Here is a 15,958-nt window from a genome sequence, read left to right on the forward strand (position 1 = left end):
AGCCCCCATATTCAGGGCAGATGGAGGTGACCATGACACAGGAGTTTCTGACAACTGTCTTTGGCTGGATGGCGCTGCTCAACATCGCGGTTTTGCTGTTCTCAACCCTTATGATTGTTCTGATGCAGGGCTGGATAGCCGGTATTCATGGCCGTATATTCCAGATGGAACGCCCAGACGTGCGACGTGCCTATTTTCGGTTTCTGGCCAACTACAAGATACTGACCTTGATCTTCTGCATCATCCCGTGGCTGGCCCTGAAGCTGGCATGACACAGAGCTTGTTGAAACAAAGACGCCAGAACGCTAGGTCAGAAAGAGATCGCAACCTGTATTCCGGAGCCAGACAATGGACAAGCAAACCGAAATCGAACTTCAGGCCGCGGCTTTCCGTCGGTTGCAAAAGCACCTGATGGAAGACCGGACCGACGTTCAGAATATCGACATGATGAACCTGGCCGGATTCTGTCGCAACTGCCTGTCACGCTGGTATCAGGAAGCTGCGAATGAAAAAGGCATCGAGATGGGCAAGGACGAGGCTCGTCAAGTTTTCTACGGCATGACCATGGATGAGTGGAAGGCCAATTACCAGACCGAGGCCAGCGCGGAAAAACAGGCCGCATTCAATACCGCCTTCGAAGAGAATGTGGGCAAAAAAGACTGAGACTCATAGAGTAAGACCCGCCAGATTGGCGGGTCTTTTTGATTAGATCGCGGCCTTGCGGCTTTCATCCAGATAAATCTCGCGCAAGCGCTTGGCGATACGCCCCGGCGTGCCGTCGCCCAAAGTGACACCATCGATCTCAACTACTGGCATGACGAAGGCGCTGGCCGAGGTGGTAAAGGCCTCATCCGCCTCTTTGGCTTCATCAACGGTGAACAGGCGTTCTTCAACTTCCATTTGCGCCTCAGCCGCCAATCGCAGAACAGCCTTGCGGGTGATGCCGTGCAGGATGTCATTGGACAACGGGCGCGTGACAATCTTGCCATTCTTCACGAAATAGGCGTTGTTGCTGGTGCCCTCGGTCACATAGCCGTCTTCGATCATCCAGGCGTCATCACACCCAGCGGCCTTGGCCATCATCTTGCCCATCGAGGGGTACAGCAACTGCGTGGTCTTGATATCGCGGCGACCCCAGCGGATGTCGTCGATCGAGATGATCTTTGCACCTTTGCGCGAGGCAGGGCTGTCTGCCAGACCCGGCTTGTTTTGCGTGAATAGCACGATGGTCGGCTTGGTATCCTCAGGCGGGAAGACAAAATCCCGATCCCCATCGCTGCCGCGTGAGACTTGTAGATAAACCAAACCTTCCTCGATACCGTTCAGTTCCACCAGTTTACGATGAATCTCCAGCAGTTCGTCCTTGCTACAGGGCTCGGCCATCTGCAATTCGTCCAGTGACCGTTTCAGGCGCACCGCATGACCTTCGAAGTCGATCAGCTTGCCGTCCAGAACGCTGGTCACCTCGTACACCGCATCAGCCATTAGAAACCCACGATCGAATATCGATACCTTGGCCTTGGTCTCAGGCAAGTAGTCGCCATTCACGTAAACAGTGCGGGTCATGTGTTGTCTCCTCAGCCCCAGAGGCTCACTTCCGGCGGATGCACCCCGGCGTCATCAAAAGTAAGCGGTGTGTCGCGGTCTTCGGCCAACAGAAGCGGGCCGTCAAGGTCTGTGACCATTGCATTCTGCGCCAACAGTGTCGCAGGCGCCATCGCCAGAGAGCTGCCGACCATGCAGCCGACCATGACTTTGTAGCCTTCAGCCAACGCCGCCTCGCGCAGCAGCAAAGCCTCGGTCAGACCACCGGTCTTGTCGAGTTTGATATTGACCACATCATACTTACCCTTCAGTCCGGGCAGACTGGCCCGATCATGGCAGGATTCGTCTGCACAAACGGGCACAGGCCTGTCCATCCCGATCAGCGCGTCATCTTCACCTGCGGGCAAAGGCTGCTCAACAAGCGCCACACCCAACCGCACCAGATGCGGTGCGAGGTCGGCGTAGACCTCGGCGGACCAACCTTCATTGGCATCAATGATGATGGTCGACTTCGGCGCGCCAGCCCGTACGGCCTCTAGCCGGGGCATATCATCGGGCGTGCCCAGCTTGATCTTCAGCAAAGGACGATGCGCATTCTCAGCCGCCTGAACCTGCATCGCTTCGGGCGTTGCCAGCGACAGCGTATAGGCCGTGATCTCAGGACCCGGAACCGGCAGACCAGCCAATTCCCAAGCCCGCTTGCCTGCGCGTTTGCACTCCAGATCCCACAGCGCGCAATCCACAGCATTCCGCGCGGCGCCTGCCGGTAACAATTCTATCAACGTCTCACGCGTGAATTCTGTCGGCAGGCCCGCGATCTCGGCTTCAACCGAGTCCAGCGTCTCATCGTAGCGCGCGTAAGGTACACATTCGCCCCAGCCCTGATGGGTTCCATCCGAAATTCGAACCGTCAGCACCTTCGCCTCGGTCCGCGACCCGCGCGAGATGGTGAACACCTGCGCCAGTCGGAACACATCACGAGAGACCTCTACCTGCACGCGCAAGCTCCTTCATCTATTCGAAAAACGCCCGCCAGAGACGTGGGGAGCCACTGACGGGATGTTCAGATCACAAAGCGGCCAGCGCGTCCACCAGCTTGCCCGCACCAAAGCGATAGGGGTCAGTGGTCGGAAGCCCTAATTCTGCCTCAACCTTTGCGATATACGCCTTTGCGTCATCCTCGCTTAGATGCTGTGTGTTGATCGACACACCTGCCACCTGACAATCGGGGTTTGCCACCTGCGCCAAGGGCAAAGCGGTGTCACGCAGCTGCTGCAGTGTCGGCAGAGAATACTCTGGCAGACCACGCATATGGGTCCGGGTGGGTTCATGGCACAAGATCAATGCGTCCGGCTGCCCGCCATGGATTAGCGCCATGGTGACACCGGAATAGGAGACATGGAACAAAGATCCTTGCCCCTCGATATGATCCCAGTGATCAGGGTCGTTCTCAGGCGTCAGGTATTCCACCGATCCCGCCATGAAATCTGCAACGACCGCGTCCAGAGGCACGCCTTGACCGGTGATCAAAATCCCAGTTTGACCAGTGGCCCGGAATGTGGACTTCATGCCGCGCTCGCGCATCTCGGCATCCATCGACATCGCCGTGTACATCTTGCCTGCAGAACAATCGGTTCCAACAGCAAGGCAGCGCTTGCCAGTACGCTTTCTCCCGTTAGCAATCGGATAACCCACAGTCGGCACCCGTACATCATGCAAAGTGCAGCCATGAGTCTGGGCGGCGGCCACCAGATCACCCTCATCCCGCAGCAGGTTGTGCAGGCCCGATGCCAGATCATAACCCATCTCCAGCGCTGCTATCAGAACCTCTTTCCAGGTTTCGCTGATAATGCCACCGCGGTTTGCAACCCCGATTACAAGCGTCTTGGCACCAGCGGCCTTACCTTCGGCCAGCGTCATTTCCGTCAATCCAAGGTCAGCTTTACACCCCTCCAGCCGGATTTGGCCTACCGCGTTTTCCGGCCGCCAATCACGGATACCAATCGCAACCTTTGCGGCCAACAGGTCGGGCGCATCGCCCAAAAACAATAGATACGGTGTCTCGATCATTGCGGTGCACTCCTTTGATTCCGGCTTAAGCTAGAGAAGCCCGCGAACGAGCGTTTCGCGTATTCGCCAGCCCGGCCACGTTACCGCGCGTTTTTTTTGCGCAAGATGCATTTCACATGCAATAATCTTCGTACTTTTTAAAGTGATTAAACTTTAATCACCTGCTTCGGACGCCACAATCGCAGTTTCTGCACATGCAATGCCGCGGGTGCAAAATCACGGTTGCGCCAGCCTGTGTAATTTAATACCTCAATTTAAAGAAAAATCGTAATTTCCTTACTCGCACGAGGTCCCGATGAGTTTTCGCATCCAACCCGCCGCACCGGCCCGGCCAAATCGCTGCCAATTGTTTGGCCCGGGCTCGAACACCAAACTGTTTCCCAAAATGGCCGCGTCTGCTGCGGATGTGATCAATCTGGACCTCGAAGATTCCGTAGCACCCTCTGACAAAGACGTCGCGCGGGCCAATGTGATCGAGGCGCTGAACACCATCGATTGGGGCGGGAAATACATGTCTGTGCGGATCAACGGACTGGATACACCTTATTGGTACCGCGATGTGGTGGATGTTCTGGAACAGGCTGGTGACCGCTTGGATCAAATCATGATCCCCAAGGTTGGCTGCGCGGCCGATGTCTATGCAGTTGATGCACTGGTCACGGCCATCGAGCGTGCACAGGGCCGAACCAAACCGATCTCGTTCGAGGTCATTATCGAATCCGCCGCAGGCATTGCCCATGTCGAAGAGATCGCGGCGTCATCTCCACGCATGCAGGCCATGAGCCTGGGTGCTGCGGATTTCGCGGCATCGATGGGAATGCAGACCACCGGGATCGGCGGCACGCAAGAGAACTACTATATGCTGCGCGAAGGTGAGAAGCACTGGTCTGACCCTTGGCACTGGGCGCAAGCCGCTATCGTCGCCGCCTGCCGCACACATGGTGTTCTGCCAGTCGATGGGCCATTCGGCGATTTCAGCGATGACGACGGCTACATCGCTCAGGCCAAACGTTCCGCCACACTGGGGATGGTCGGCAAATGGGCGATTCACCCCAAGCAGATCGCGCTGGCCAATGAGGTATTTACACCATCGGACGAAGCCGTCTCGGAAGCGCGTGAGATTCTGGCCGCGATGGAGCAGGCCAAAGCCAATGGAGAAGGAGCCACCGTTTACAAAGGCCGTCTTGTCGACATCGCATCGATCAAGCAGGCCGAAGTCATCGTGGCTCAGGCCGAACTGATCGCCGCAAACGGCTAAGCAAATACAAAAAAAGGCGCCCATTGCGGCGCCTTTTTCCAACAGATCATTAGACTATCGGCCAAATACATCATCTGGCGTCCAGGTGAACCTTTCACCCTGCTTGCCCCATTTCATCATCAGGCAGGACGACCCGTATTTCTGGAAATACTTTATCTTCAATGGGTACCAACCCGCTTGCGGAACTTCAACCTCGGTCCGTTGATTGGCTTCGCATGGCTGGCGGTCGTTCACATACCCAATCTGCTGCCCACCGATCCACGCATCAAGCCCATCGTTCGACCATGTTTCCAGTTCATAGACGCCAGCTGAATCAAAACGGATGTATCCAGTAATGTCGGCAGCAACGTTGTAGGCCTTATCAAACGTGAGAACTGGGTCGCCGTCTTCAGTATCGCGATAGTCCAACCCCTTTAAGGGTGGCCCTGCTTTGGCCTTTTTCAAAAGGTAGTCCACTTTGGACAGGTTCTGAATTTTTCGTGGGGGGTTCCCCTCCCACGCGTATTTCACATCCAGCCCTGCCTTGGGGCTGGGCTGCGGATCAGCGGGTTGCAATTTCAAAGGGGCTGCGACAGCAACTCCAGCGAGAAGCGCGATGGCAGGTGCCATTGCCCCTATTGGAATGTAGTTCATATTTATCTCCCTGTGCGCGCCTTGCTTCGGGCTGGACCCATCGGCGTCGTCATTGAGTTAACACTATGACGAGATTTTTTACCTCGCAAGAGAGTGATAGATCACAATATCAAGCTCAAGCGCGCTGATCCTTGGGAGACCCCATAACCACATAAGAGGTGATCGACGTTACGTGCGGCAGCGTGCCCAGCACTTCGGTATGGAAGGTTTTGTAGGATGGCAGGTCGGCGCATTCTACGCGCAGCAGATACTCGATCGTGCCGGTGATGTTGTGACATTCGACAACTTCGGGGGCACGCTGCAGCGCACGCTCGAACCCTTCCTGGGCCGCTTTGGTATGTTCACCCAATCCGACGCCGATATAGGCGACAAAACCTTTGCCCAGCGCAACCGGGTTCAAGACCGCGCGATAGCCCGAGATCACCCCGGCCTTCTCAAGCTCCTGCACACGCCGCAAACAGGCCGAAGGGGACAGACCAACACGATCCGCCAGTTCCAGGTTGCTAATGCGCCCATCCGCTGTCAGCTCTCGCAATATATCACGGTTTATTTGATCAATTTTCGCCATTAATTGTGAAGTTATTGCAATAGCGCACAAGAACGCAATTTCATTTGCGTAAGTTGCCGCAAATATTCGTCCGATGACCTACGATATCCTGCTCGCCATGATTGCCTTTGCTTTCGTCTCCTCGATCACACCGGGGCCGAACAACCTGATGCTGATGGCGTCGGGCGCGAATTTCGGATTTCGCCGGACGATCCCGCATATGCTTGGGATTGGTCTGGGCTTTACCTTTATGGTTCTGCTGGTGGGCGCTGGCCTGGTGCAACTGTTCAATCAGTATCCCATCAGTTACACGGTGCTGAAAATCGCCTCGGTCGTATATCTTCTGTACCTGGCCTGGAAGATCGCGCATGCAGCCCCAACTGAGAACAGTGCCGAGGTCGGTACGCCGATGACCTTTATGCAAGCGGCCGCGTTCCAATGGGTCAACCCAAAGGCTTGGGCAATGGCCCTGACTGCCACAACCGCCTATGCGCCGGGCCAGACTCTGAATGTCATCCTCATCGTCGCGCTTGTTTTTGGGGCGGTCAACTTGCCCTCGGTCAGCACGTGGACGGTACTGGGGCAACAAATGGCGCGGTTCCTGACGAATCCGCGCCGGTTGGTGGTGTTTAACTGGACGATGGCCGCGCTGTTGATCGCATCGCTCTATCCAGTTCTTTGGTCCAACTGATCACTTCAACGGCAGACAGATTTCCGTCAGCAGATCCTCGGGCGCAGTCTCGCGTGGATCGTTGAGGTAGACTTCATAGCATGGTTGATCCGCCGGTTCCTCGCCCGAGGTTGGAAGCCAGTTTCCGAACAGGCTGTCATAGGCCGCATGAATGCCGGAATATGGGCCTTTGAACGTCAGTACCGCTGTTTTCCCACCCGGTATGTTCATACCTTCCATACCCTCGGGCGTTTCATCGCCCCGGTATTCAGCGCCGGCATAGCTGCGTAGCTGATCCGCGGGCACTGCTTCAGGGTTATCCAGGTAAATTCCGATCACCGGGCCCATCTGGGGCCACAATTGTCGGGATTCACACAGGGCGCCGAAGGCTTCGAAACTTCTACCGATTTCGGAGTAAGCGCCTTTGTGGGGCAGGGCAATAATGCGGCGGGTGGGTTCTGTTCGCGTCGTCACAGGATGCATGGGATATTCTCCAGTTTTGAAATGTGGATGCGACGGAAGAACTTGGCCCGTTTTGCGAAAGGTGGCAGGGCTGCTGCCATAGGCCTGAGAAAATGCCCGCGTAAAGGACTTGAGATTGGGATACCCAATCTCGGCTGCAATCTGTGGCACCGGCCTGTCGGATTGTAACAGCCAGGTCGCGGCGCGATGCAAACGCAACCGTCGCACCGCTTGCGCGCAGGTCTCGCCCGTCAGCGCCCGAAACACGCGGTGCCAGTGGAACCGCGACATTGCGGCGACATCGGCCAACGCATCGAGCGACAGGTCCCCGGCGGGGTTGTCATGAATATATGTCAGAACGCGCAGCATTCGGTCTTCGTAGCGGGTCACCATCGGTGTCTTCCCTTTCTTCCTCGCCCGACTGAATTTGCATATTCTTGAACCACAAATCTTGCTGAGTTGCATCCGGGGCAACCACACGGCATATAGCTAGGAAAATTCACGCAGGTGAGGCGGCATGACCCAGTATCTGGATTTCGAAAAACCCTTGGCCGAGATTGAAGGCAAAGCGGAAGAGTTGCGCGCGCTGGCCCGCGCCAATGAAGAGATGGATGTGGCCGAAGAAGCCGCAGCACTGGACGCCAAGGCCGCCAAGCTGCTGGATGAGCTGTATGCGGATCTGACCCCCTGGAGGAAATGTCAGGTGGCGCGTCACCCAGAACGCCCCCATTGCAAAGACTATGTCGATGCCTTGTTCACGGAATTCACACCTTTGGCGGGGGACCGGAACTTTGCCGACGATCTGGCCGTAATTGGCGGACTGGCCCGGTTCAATGATCAGCCAGTGATGGTGATCGGTCACGAAAAGGGCTCGGATACCAAATCGCGGATCGAGCGAAATTTCGGCATGGCCCGCCCCGAGGGGTATCGCAAGGCGGTGCGCCTGATGGAAATGGCTGGTCGCTTTGGCCTGCCGGTAATCACCCTGATCGACACTGCGGGCGCTTATCCCGGCAAAGGGGCAGAAGAACGCGGCCAGTCCGAGGCAATAGCCCGGTCGACTGAGATGTGCCTTAAAATCGGCGTGCCTCTGGTCTCGGTCATCATCGGCGAAGGTGGGTCCGGCGGGGCCGTAGCCTTTGCCACTGCAAACCGTGTCGCGATGTTGGAACACTCGGTCTATTCGGTCATCTCGCCCGAAGGCTGCGCCTCGATCCTGTGGAAAGATGCCGAGAAGATGCGTGAGGCCGCCGAAGCGCTGCGCTTAACCGCGCAAGACCTCTACAAGTTGGGCGTCTGCGATCGCATCATCACCGAACCCAAGGGCGGTGCCCATCGCGGTCGCCCCGAGACGGTCGAGTCGGTGCGCGCGGCAATCGCTGCCATGCTGAAAGAGCTGGACGGCAAAGACGCAGCGGCCCTGATCAAAGACCGCCGTCAGAAGTTCCTGGATATTGGCTCAAAGGGACTGGCGGCGTAACTCGTCAGCCGCCCAAACGGCGCAACAACTCAACCGAAGGCATGCCGGTTACGGCCAAGCCATTCGCGCGCTGATAGCCGCTGATCGCGGCCTCGGTATTCTTGCCGATCACCCCATCCGCGCCTTGCGTGTCGTACCCGGCTACCGTCAGGCGGCGTTGCAGGTCCTTCCGGTCCTCAAGAGTCAGACCCGTTGCATCCGGCCCGAACGAGACGTTGAACGGCGCCCCCCCGGCGATCCGGTCGGACAAGTGCCCGACGCCAATCGCGTAGCTGTCCGAGTTGTTGTACCGCTTGATCACATTGAAATTGCGGAACACGGCGATTTGGGGTCCCGGAACCTGCGGCTGTAAAACCGCGACGGGCGTGCCCGATACGGTGCCGACCTCTCCGCCCCAGGGTTGACCACGCACCCAACCCGCTCGCGACAAATAGGCGGCAGTTGAGGCTAGCGAATCCGTCGGGTCCTCGGACCAGATATCGCGCCGTCCGTCACCGGTGAAATCAACCGCATAAGCCAGATACGAGGTCGGGATGAACTGTGTATGACCCATCGCCCCGGCCCAGCTGCCGGTCATGTTTGAGGGCGAGGTATCACCCTCCTGAATGATCCGCAGCGCTGCCACCAGCTGTTTTTCGAAGAACGCACCGCGCCGCCCGTCATAGGCCAGCGTTGACGTAGCCGAGATCACCGGCACATCCCCGCGCCGCGCGCCATAACGGCTTTCCAGTCCCCAAACGGCCACGACCACCTCTTTGTCGACGCCATATTGTGCTTCGATCTGAGAAAGCGTGCCGTTGTAACGCTGCAGCATCTGCTGGCCGGTGCTGATCCGTTCATCCGAGGCGGCGATGGCCAGATAATCCTCCAGCGAGCGTTTGAATTCGACCTGATTGCGATCACGCTCAATCACGCCGGGCAGATAACCTGCCCCCTGAAAGGCGCGGTTCAGGGTGGATTGCGAGATGCCCTGAGAAGACGCTCGGGTTTTGAAACCAGCAACCCAGGTATCATATCCTGCATTCGGGACAGATTGCATGCGTGATGCGGGCGCCCGTGCCGGAGCAACCCCGCTGCTACACCCCGCCAAGACCGCCGCGCCAAGGCCGATTGAAAAGGTCCGTCGATTGATCATGTCTGACATCTGCTCTTGTTTGTGATTTGCCTCAGCCTAGCGCAGAGCACGCGCGCAAACCAGAACGACAGACAGGGACCGGGACGAATTCGACAGGTAGGCGGTTCGTCGCTTAACTGACCAGCAATCGCAAGCCCTGTGTCACGTCCGAACGCACGGCAAGGCGAAGACCAGGCTCATCCCCGGCCTTGAGCGCGGCTATGATCAGCTTGTGATAATGTGGCGGCTCGGTACGGCGCAGTCTGCCATAAAGCGCACGCATCGTAGGGCCAAGCTGCAGCCAGACAGTTTCGGCCATAGCCAACATCGCGGGGGCTTGGGCCCGCAAATAAAGCGTGCGGTGAAATTCCAGATTGGACCGGATATATCCCACCGCATCTCGTTTCGTCACCATCTCGGCGACGGTCATATTAATGCTCTGCAAACGGTCGATCAGTGCGATATGCGCACGCGGCAAGGCGCGGCTAGCCAGTTCAACCTCTAGCAACGCCCGCAGTGCCGCCAATTCTTCGATCCGGTCATTCGTCAGCTCCGGTGTCGACACGCGGCCAGACGAGGACAGGATCAAGGCACCCTCGGCAGCCAAACGCCGCACCGCTTCGCGCGCGGGGGTGATCGAGACGTCGAACTCTTTACCAATCCCCCGCAGGGTCAGTGCCTCACCCGGTGAAATCTCTCCGTGCAAGATTCGGGACCGCAGGGCACGGTACACCCGATCATGCGTTGCGATTTGAGAATCTGAGGGACGTGTCGCTAACATGGCTTCATGTGATCACAAAAAACCGCAGCGTCAACTCGCATCGGAATCAAAACGGTATAGATGCAGGGTTGCTCCATACTCGCGCAGCCAACGGCGTGGTGTGTCATAGGGTCCAAAAATGCGGTCGACCTGCGCCCAGAACGCGGGCGAATGGTTCATCTCAACCAGATGCGCCACCTCATGCGCCGCGACATAGTGCAGAACCTCAGGCGGCGAGAGGATTAGCCGCCACGAGAACATCAAACTCCCATCGGAACTGCAGGACCCCCAGCGCGAGCGTGTATCCCGCAGAGTCAGGCTGTTGTAGGAGCGTCCCAGCATGGCGGCATAGTCATCGCAAGCCTCGGTCAACCGATCCCGCGCCAGTTCCTTCAAGAACCGGGCCAAGCGGCGCTCTTCTGACCCGGCTGGAACAGCAACTTCTTTGTCGCTCAACAAAACCCGTCGGCCGGTTGTGCTTACGATTCGATGTTCGCGCCCTTCAACCGGGATGACGCTGCCAACGCGCACTTGTTCTGGATCGGGTTGACCTTCCAGATGCTGTCGGATCCAGTCCTCTTTGCTACGCGCGAAACTCAGCGCCTCAGTCTCGGGCACGCCATGCGGATAAGTTAGCGTAACCCGCCCATCCAATTGGGAAATCCGCAGGCTGATCCGCCGCGCCCGCGCCGATTTGCGCAGCGTCAATGGCACAGGCGGCGTACCCGGCAACGCATGTTCCCCCATATCCCATCCTCTTCCGCGCAAAGGCTTTGACAGTGCCCGCCGCCTGTGGCAGGTGAACTGAATCTTTAAGACGACTCACCTGATATCAAGGGGATTTGACATGCCCAAGGAAGAATGGGGCGTAAAGCGCGTTTGCCCGACCACTGGTAAGCGGTTTTATGACCTGAATAAAGACCCGATCGTCAGCCCCTATACGGGCGAGGTTGTGGAGCTTGAAACCGGTAAAAGCCGGATGATCGCCGCCGATGCTGAAGATGCGGCAACGGCCAAAGCGCGCGAGAAAGCCTCCGAAGACGATCTGGTTCTGGACGATGACGAAGACGTCGATGTGGATCTTGACGACGATCTACTGGATGATGACGATGACAACAACGACGATGTGTCGTTGGATGACATCAAGGATATGTCATCGGAAGACGAAAACTGATCTGTTCCCCGAGGCGGCTTGAGGCGGCCTCGGGACATCCCTTGGATCCAGACGGAAAGTTTGGCGCGTTTCCATTTTTGGACTTGCACTCGCCGCCCCCGTCTCATAAACGTCCGTCCACTGCCGCGGCAGTACCTAGATGGGGCCTTAGCTCAGTTGGGAGAGCGCTTGCATGGCATGCAAGAGGTCAGGGGTTCGACTCCCCTAGGCTCCACCAAAACCTAACAATACAACTAGATAGCAAGCATTAGAGCGGTGTGACGCAATATTAAGCCAGATGCTTATCCCTCGCTGCCCGCCTGCGCTTGAGCCGCCAATTGGGGTTCGTCGCCGGCACGTCTGATCGAGTTATGCTGTGGGCGACTTAGATCGTTATTGGCTGAAAGTGTTGACCCAACCTGACAGCGGGGGTCGCCTTGCCGATCATTGCGATCGCGCCTTGTGAATGGCTGAGGTTTTTCCGTTCGACCTATCGCTCTTTGATTGACCTACTCCAACGCCCGTGCCTGATCACGCAAGACAAATTTTTGGATCTTTCCGGTAGACGTCTTTGGTAAGGCTCCAAACACAACCGTTTTGGGCGCTTTGAAATGGGCCATGTTGTCCCGACAGAACGCTATCAGTTCCGCTTCGGTCGTGCTGACCTCGGGCTTCAGCTCGACGAAGGCACAGGGTGTTTCACCCCACTTTTCGTCCGGGCGCGCAACGACCGCTGCCTCCATTACCGCAGGGTGTTTGTACAAAACGTCCTCCACCTCGACGGATGAGATATTCTCTCCCCCCGAGATGATGATGTCCTTGGATCGGTCTTTCAGCGCGATGTAGCCGTCTGGATGCATCACACCCAGATCGCCTGACGCGAACCACCCGCCGTTGAACGCCGCATCGGTGGCGTCCGCGTTCTTCAGATACCCTTTCATCACCACATTGCCTTGCATGAAGATCTCACCCATGGTTTCGCCATCTGCCGGTACAGGCTCCAGCGTCTCGGGATTGGCTACCATCAGCCCAGATAGCGCTGAATAGGGTACGCCCTGTCGCACCTTCAGCGCCGCGCGATCCTCGGGACTTTGCGCATTCCATTCTTCTTTCCAAGCGCAGACGACCGAAGGACCGTATGTCTCGGTCAGACCGTAAACATGAGTCACCTCGACCCCCATCGCCTCCATTGCTTCGATGACTGCGGCGGGGGGCGGCGCACCTGCTGTCATCACCTTGATCTGATGGTCGAAGTCTTTCAGGTGGTCCGGCGCATGTGCCAGCATATTCAAAACAATCGGCGCCCCGCAAAAATGAGTAACCTTCTCATCCCGGAATGCGGCATAGATCGGTTCTGCCCGAACGGCGCGCAGACAGACTGACACCCCCGCATTCGCCGCCATCGCCCATGGGAAACACCAACCGTTGCAATGAAACATCGGTAGGGTCCACAGATAAACAGAATGGCGCGGCATGTCCCAATCGAGTAGATCAGACTGCGCGTTCAACGCAGCGCCACGGTGGTGATAGACCACACCTTTAGGGTTACCCGTGGTCCCGGATGTGTAGTTCAGCGTAATCGCGTCCCATTCATCGTCAGGCAACTGCCAATCATAGTCCGGGTCACCTTCTGCCAGCAGCGCCTCGTAGGTTAGACCCGCCAGTCTTTTGCCGCCGTCAAAGCTGGGGTCTTCGATGTCGACAACCAGAATGTCGTGCTCGATCTGCGACAGCGCCTCTTTGACCACCGCTGAGAACTCTGGATCAACCAGCAGAACCTTTGCCTCGGCATGGGCCAGGATAAAGGCAATGATCGGCGCATCCAGCCGCGTGTTAATCGCGTTCAGAACAGCGCCTGCCATCGGCACACCAAAATGCGCCTCATAAAGCTCGGGGATATTCGCGGCGATGATAGATACTGTGTCGCCTTTTCCAACGCCCCGCACCGCCAAAGCCGAGGCCAACCTGCGGCAGCGGCTGTAGGTTTGTGCCCAAGTATACCGGCGATCTCCATATACGACGGAGGGGTAATCCGGATACACCGCCGCCGTCCTTTGAATGAAACTGAGCGGGGATAGCGGCGTGTAGTTCGCGCGGGTCTTATCCAGGTGACGCTCGTATATGTTGGTCGCTTGCATACGCCAATCCTCCCCATTCGCGTGTTGGCTGACTTGAGCACAAACATGCGCCGCTGACAAACCCGTAGAAATACGCCAAACCTGCGTTCTGGCTTTATGCTAACATGTGATCTGGCCCTATATTCCATCGGTCATTCGCGGTGATCTGAGCCATCTTGAACACATGCTATTGTGGGACCTAGCCCACATCCTACACACCGCACCTGATTGAAAGGACATGTCATGGACGGAACGTTCAGTGAAAACGATCTTTCCCGCGTGGTAGAAGCTGACCGCGCCCATATCTGGCATCACCTGATCCAGCATAAACCCTTTGAAACCAATGATCCCCGCATCATCGTCGAAGGCAAGGGCATGCGTGTCTGGGACCAGAAAGGCAAAGAGCATCTGGATGCGGTCTCCGGTGGCGTCTGGACCGTGAATGTCGGCTATGGTCGCGAATCGATCTGCAAGGCCGTCTATGACCAGCTGATGAAGCTATGCTATTTTGCCAATTCGGCGGGCTCGATTCCCGGTGCGCTTTTTGCCGAAAAGCTGATTGAAAAGATGCCGGGCATGAGCCGGGTGTATTACACCAACTCAGGCTCTGAGGCGAACGAGAAAGCCTTTAAGATGATCCGTCAAATTGCGCATAAGCGCTATGGCGGCAAGAAAACCAAAATTCTGTATCGCGACCGCGACTATCACGGCTCGACCCTGGCTGCGATGTCGGCTGGCGGGCAGGATGAGCGCAACGCGCAATACGGACCGTTCGCACCCGATTTCATCCGCGTGCCGCACTGCATGGAGTACCGCAAGCACGAGCTGGACGGCGCGCCCGAAGAGAATTTCGGTGAATGGGCAGCGGATCAGATTGAAGAGGTGATCCTGCGCGAAGGCCCGGACACCGTCGGTGCGCTGTGCCTTGAGCCCGTGACCGCCGGAGGTGGTGTGATCGAAGCGCCCGAAGGTTACTGGCAGCGCGTACAAGAGATCTGCAAGAAATACGACGTGCTGCTGCACATTGACGAGGTCGTCTGCGGCGTTGGTCGGACTGGCACTTGGTTTGGCTACCAGCAATACGGCGTGAAGCCTGATTTTGTGACCATGGCTAAGGGTGTTGCTTCGGGCTATGCAGCCATTGCTTGCCTCGTAACCACCGAAGACGTCTTTGACATGTTCAAGGACGATGCGGCTGACCCCATGAACTATTTCCGTGACATCTCAACCTTCGGGGGCTGCACCGCTGGTCCGGCGGCTGCAATCGAGAACATGCGGATTATCGAGGATGAGAACTTACTGGGCAATTGTGCGGCCATGGGTGACCGGATGACAGGCAACCTTCAGGCGCTGATGGAGAAGCACAAGGTCATCGGCGACGTCCGTGGTAAAGGCCTGTTCCTGGGCGCCGAGTTGGTCGCAGACCGTGGTAGCAAAGAGCCGGTGGACGAAAAACTCGCACAGGCCGTGGTTGCCGATTGCATGGCGCAGGGCGTGATCATCGGCGTCACCAACCGCTCGGTCCCCGGTCGGAACAACACGCTGTGCTTCTCGCCCGCGCTGATCGCTACAGCGGATGATATCGACCAGATCACCGATGCGGTCGATGGCGCATTGGGGCGTGTGTTCGGCTGATATCCCGCCACAGTCGCCTACAGTAAACGCTTAGAAACCGGCGCTTCAGGCGCCGGTTTTTTACTCACATTTGTTTCAAATATAACCCTCAAACGACAGTGCGAAAGCTCCGCTAGTCGGCTTTTATGTTGACATTCCACCACTTTGGATGCGTCCCACGATAGAAGTGTGTGGTAGGGATCAAATCCTTCCGACCTGGGCTGTCGAAACATCCTGTCAACAGCGCAATTGTTGGCGCATCATCGATCGCGCCCAAACTGCTTCCGCATTTTGGGCAGAAAGCGCGACTGGAATGGTCAGAGGACCGATGGGCGGTGGGTGCGCCTCCGGGTCCAGTCCAAGCTACTGAGTCCCTGGCAAACTCGACCCATACGGCTGTTAGTGCACCGGTGTGCTGCTGACACATCCTGCAAGAACACGTATGTGGGTTGAGTGCTGGCCCAAGGGCTTCGAACCGGATGTTCCCGCACAGGCATCCACCAGTGTAAACAACAGCTTTCGGCATCGAACAAAT

Annotated in this window: 18 protein-coding genes and 1 tRNA gene; 8 read left to right on the forward strand and 11 right to left on the reverse strand. The window is 57.2% G+C overall.

The window, feature by feature from the left end; genetic code table 11:
- Nucleotides 1-32: 32 nt before the first annotated feature.
- Together ACR0JX_RS16685 and ACR0JX_RS16690 are read left to right on the forward strand one after the other, a co-directional pair.
- Complete coding sequence (locus ACR0JX_RS16685) at nt 33-272, forward strand: DUF6868 family protein (protein WP_353013223.1); 240 nt, start codon at nt 33-35, stop codon at nt 270-272.
- Nucleotides 273-348: 76 nt separating this feature from the next.
- The gene (locus tag ACR0JX_RS16690) at nt 349-663 is read left to right on the forward strand and encodes a DUF1244 domain-containing protein (RefSeq protein WP_353013224.1); all 315 of its coding nucleotides are present in this window, start codon (nt 349-351) and stop codon (nt 661-663) included.
- Between the two features lie 42 nt (nt 664-705).
- Here the strand turns inward: ACR0JX_RS16690 and ACR0JX_RS16695 are convergent, their stop codons facing one another.
- From ACR0JX_RS16695 to dgcN, 3 genes are all read right to left on the reverse strand, one after another.
- Nucleotides 706-1,566: a D-amino-acid transaminase gene (locus ACR0JX_RS16695; protein WP_480544913.1), complete on the reverse strand. Its 861-nt coding sequence runs from the start codon at nt 1,564-1,566 to the stop codon at nt 706-708.
- 11 nt (nt 1,567-1,577) lie between these two features.
- On the reverse strand, nt 1,578-2,543 hold the full coding sequence (dgcA, locus tag ACR0JX_RS16700; RefSeq protein ID WP_480544914.1) for an N-acetyl-D-Glu racemase DgcA: 966 nt from the start codon (nt 2,541-2,543) through the stop codon (nt 1,578-1,580).
- A gap of 70 nt (nt 2,544-2,613) precedes the next feature.
- Entirely contained in the window at nt 2,614-3,615 is a 1,002-nt protein-coding gene (gene dgcN / locus ACR0JX_RS16705) for an N-acetyltransferase DgcN (protein WP_480544915.1), read from the reverse strand.
- A gap of 295 nt (nt 3,616-3,910) precedes the next feature.
- Here dgcN and ACR0JX_RS16710 point away from each other — a divergent pair, with 295 nt between their 5' ends.
- Nucleotides 3,911-4,873 carry an L-malyl-CoA/beta-methylmalyl-CoA lyase gene (locus tag ACR0JX_RS16710; protein WP_480544916.1) on the forward strand — a complete coding sequence of 321 codons (963 nt, stop codon included), beginning with the start codon at nt 3,911-3,913 and terminating at the stop codon, nt 4,871-4,873.
- Nucleotides 4,874-4,927: 54 nt separating this feature from the next.
- On the opposite strand, the gene ACR0JX_RS16715 is transcribed toward ACR0JX_RS16710, so the two are convergent.
- The gene (locus ACR0JX_RS16715; protein ID WP_480544917.1) at nt 4,928-5,506 is read right to left on the reverse strand and encodes a PA14 domain-containing protein; all 579 of its coding nucleotides are present in this window, start codon (nt 5,504-5,506) and stop codon (nt 4,928-4,930) included.
- 115 nt (nt 5,507-5,621) lie between these two features.
- The gene (locus ACR0JX_RS16720; RefSeq protein WP_353013236.1) at nt 5,622-6,074 is read right to left on the reverse strand and encodes an Lrp/AsnC family transcriptional regulator; all 453 of its coding nucleotides are present in this window, start codon (nt 6,072-6,074) and stop codon (nt 5,622-5,624) included.
- Between the two features lie 73 nt (nt 6,075-6,147).
- Here ACR0JX_RS16720 and ACR0JX_RS16725 point away from each other — a divergent pair, with 73 nt between their 5' ends.
- Entirely contained in the window at nt 6,148-6,744 is a 597-nt protein-coding gene (locus ACR0JX_RS16725) for a LysE family translocator (protein ID WP_480544918.1), read from the forward strand.
- On the opposite strand, the gene ACR0JX_RS16730 is transcribed toward ACR0JX_RS16725, so the two are convergent.
- Complete coding sequence (locus ACR0JX_RS16730) at nt 6,745-7,578, reverse strand: AraC family transcriptional regulator (RefSeq protein ID WP_480544919.1); 834 nt, start codon at nt 7,576-7,578, stop codon at nt 6,745-6,747.
- 124 nt (nt 7,579-7,702) lie between these two features.
- Between ACR0JX_RS16730 and ACR0JX_RS16735 the strand changes: the two genes are divergently transcribed.
- Entirely contained in the window at nt 7,703-8,665 is a 963-nt protein-coding gene (locus ACR0JX_RS16735; RefSeq protein WP_480544920.1) for an acetyl-CoA carboxylase carboxyltransferase subunit alpha, read from the forward strand.
- A 4-nt stretch (nt 8,666-8,669) separates the two neighbouring features.
- On the opposite strand, the gene ACR0JX_RS16740 is transcribed toward ACR0JX_RS16735, so the two are convergent.
- The 3 genes from ACR0JX_RS16740 to ACR0JX_RS16750 all read right to left on the reverse strand — a co-directional run bounded on the left by ACR0JX_RS16740 (nt 8,670) and on the right by ACR0JX_RS16750 (nt 11,286).
- Nucleotides 8,670-9,800: a lytic murein transglycosylase gene (locus ACR0JX_RS16740; protein WP_480544921.1), complete on the reverse strand. Its 1,131-nt coding sequence runs from the start codon at nt 9,798-9,800 to the stop codon at nt 8,670-8,672.
- A 112-nt stretch (nt 9,801-9,912) separates the two neighbouring features.
- The gene (locus ACR0JX_RS16745) at nt 9,913-10,560 is read right to left on the reverse strand and encodes a GntR family transcriptional regulator (RefSeq protein WP_480544922.1); all 648 of its coding nucleotides are present in this window, start codon (nt 10,558-10,560) and stop codon (nt 9,913-9,915) included.
- Nucleotides 10,561-10,590: 30 nt separating this feature from the next.
- A complete protein-coding gene (locus tag ACR0JX_RS16750) occupies nt 10,591-11,286 on the reverse strand; it encodes a M48 family metallopeptidase (RefSeq protein WP_480544923.1) in 696 nt (231 codons plus the stop codon).
- Nucleotides 11,287-11,386: 100 nt separating this feature from the next.
- Between ACR0JX_RS16750 and ACR0JX_RS16755 the strand changes: the two genes are divergently transcribed.
- Together ACR0JX_RS16755 and ACR0JX_RS16760 are read left to right on the forward strand one after the other, a co-directional pair.
- The gene (locus tag ACR0JX_RS16755; RefSeq protein WP_480544924.1) at nt 11,387-11,713 is read left to right on the forward strand and encodes a TIGR02300 family protein; all 327 of its coding nucleotides are present in this window, start codon (nt 11,387-11,389) and stop codon (nt 11,711-11,713) included.
- 141 nt (nt 11,714-11,854) lie between these two features.
- Nucleotides 11,855-11,930: transfer RNA gene (locus ACR0JX_RS16760), tRNA-Ala, on the forward strand.
- Nucleotides 11,931-12,201: 271 nt separating this feature from the next.
- On the opposite strand, the gene ACR0JX_RS16765 is transcribed toward ACR0JX_RS16760, so the two are convergent.
- Nucleotides 12,202-13,830 (reverse strand): acyl-CoA synthetase, encoded by a 1,629-nt coding sequence (locus ACR0JX_RS16765; protein WP_480544925.1) that lies wholly within the window; start codon nt 13,828-13,830, stop codon nt 12,202-12,204.
- 222 nt (nt 13,831-14,052) lie between these two features.
- On the opposite strand from ACR0JX_RS16765, the gene ACR0JX_RS16770 reads away from it, so the two are divergent.
- Nucleotides 14,053-15,444: an aminotransferase class III-fold pyridoxal phosphate-dependent enzyme gene (locus tag ACR0JX_RS16770; protein WP_170531481.1), complete on the forward strand. Its 1,392-nt coding sequence runs from the start codon at nt 14,053-14,055 to the stop codon at nt 15,442-15,444.
- Nucleotides 15,445-15,556: 112 nt separating this feature from the next.
- Here the strand turns inward: ACR0JX_RS16770 and ACR0JX_RS16775 are convergent, their stop codons facing one another.
- On the reverse strand, nt 15,557-15,949 hold the full coding sequence (locus tag ACR0JX_RS16775; RefSeq protein ID WP_480544926.1) for a GFA family protein: 393 nt from the start codon (nt 15,947-15,949) through the stop codon (nt 15,557-15,559).
- Between the last annotated feature and the right edge of the window lie 9 nt (nt 15,950-15,958).

The sequence above is a fragment of the Ruegeria sp. AH7 genome, from assembly GCF_056541325.1.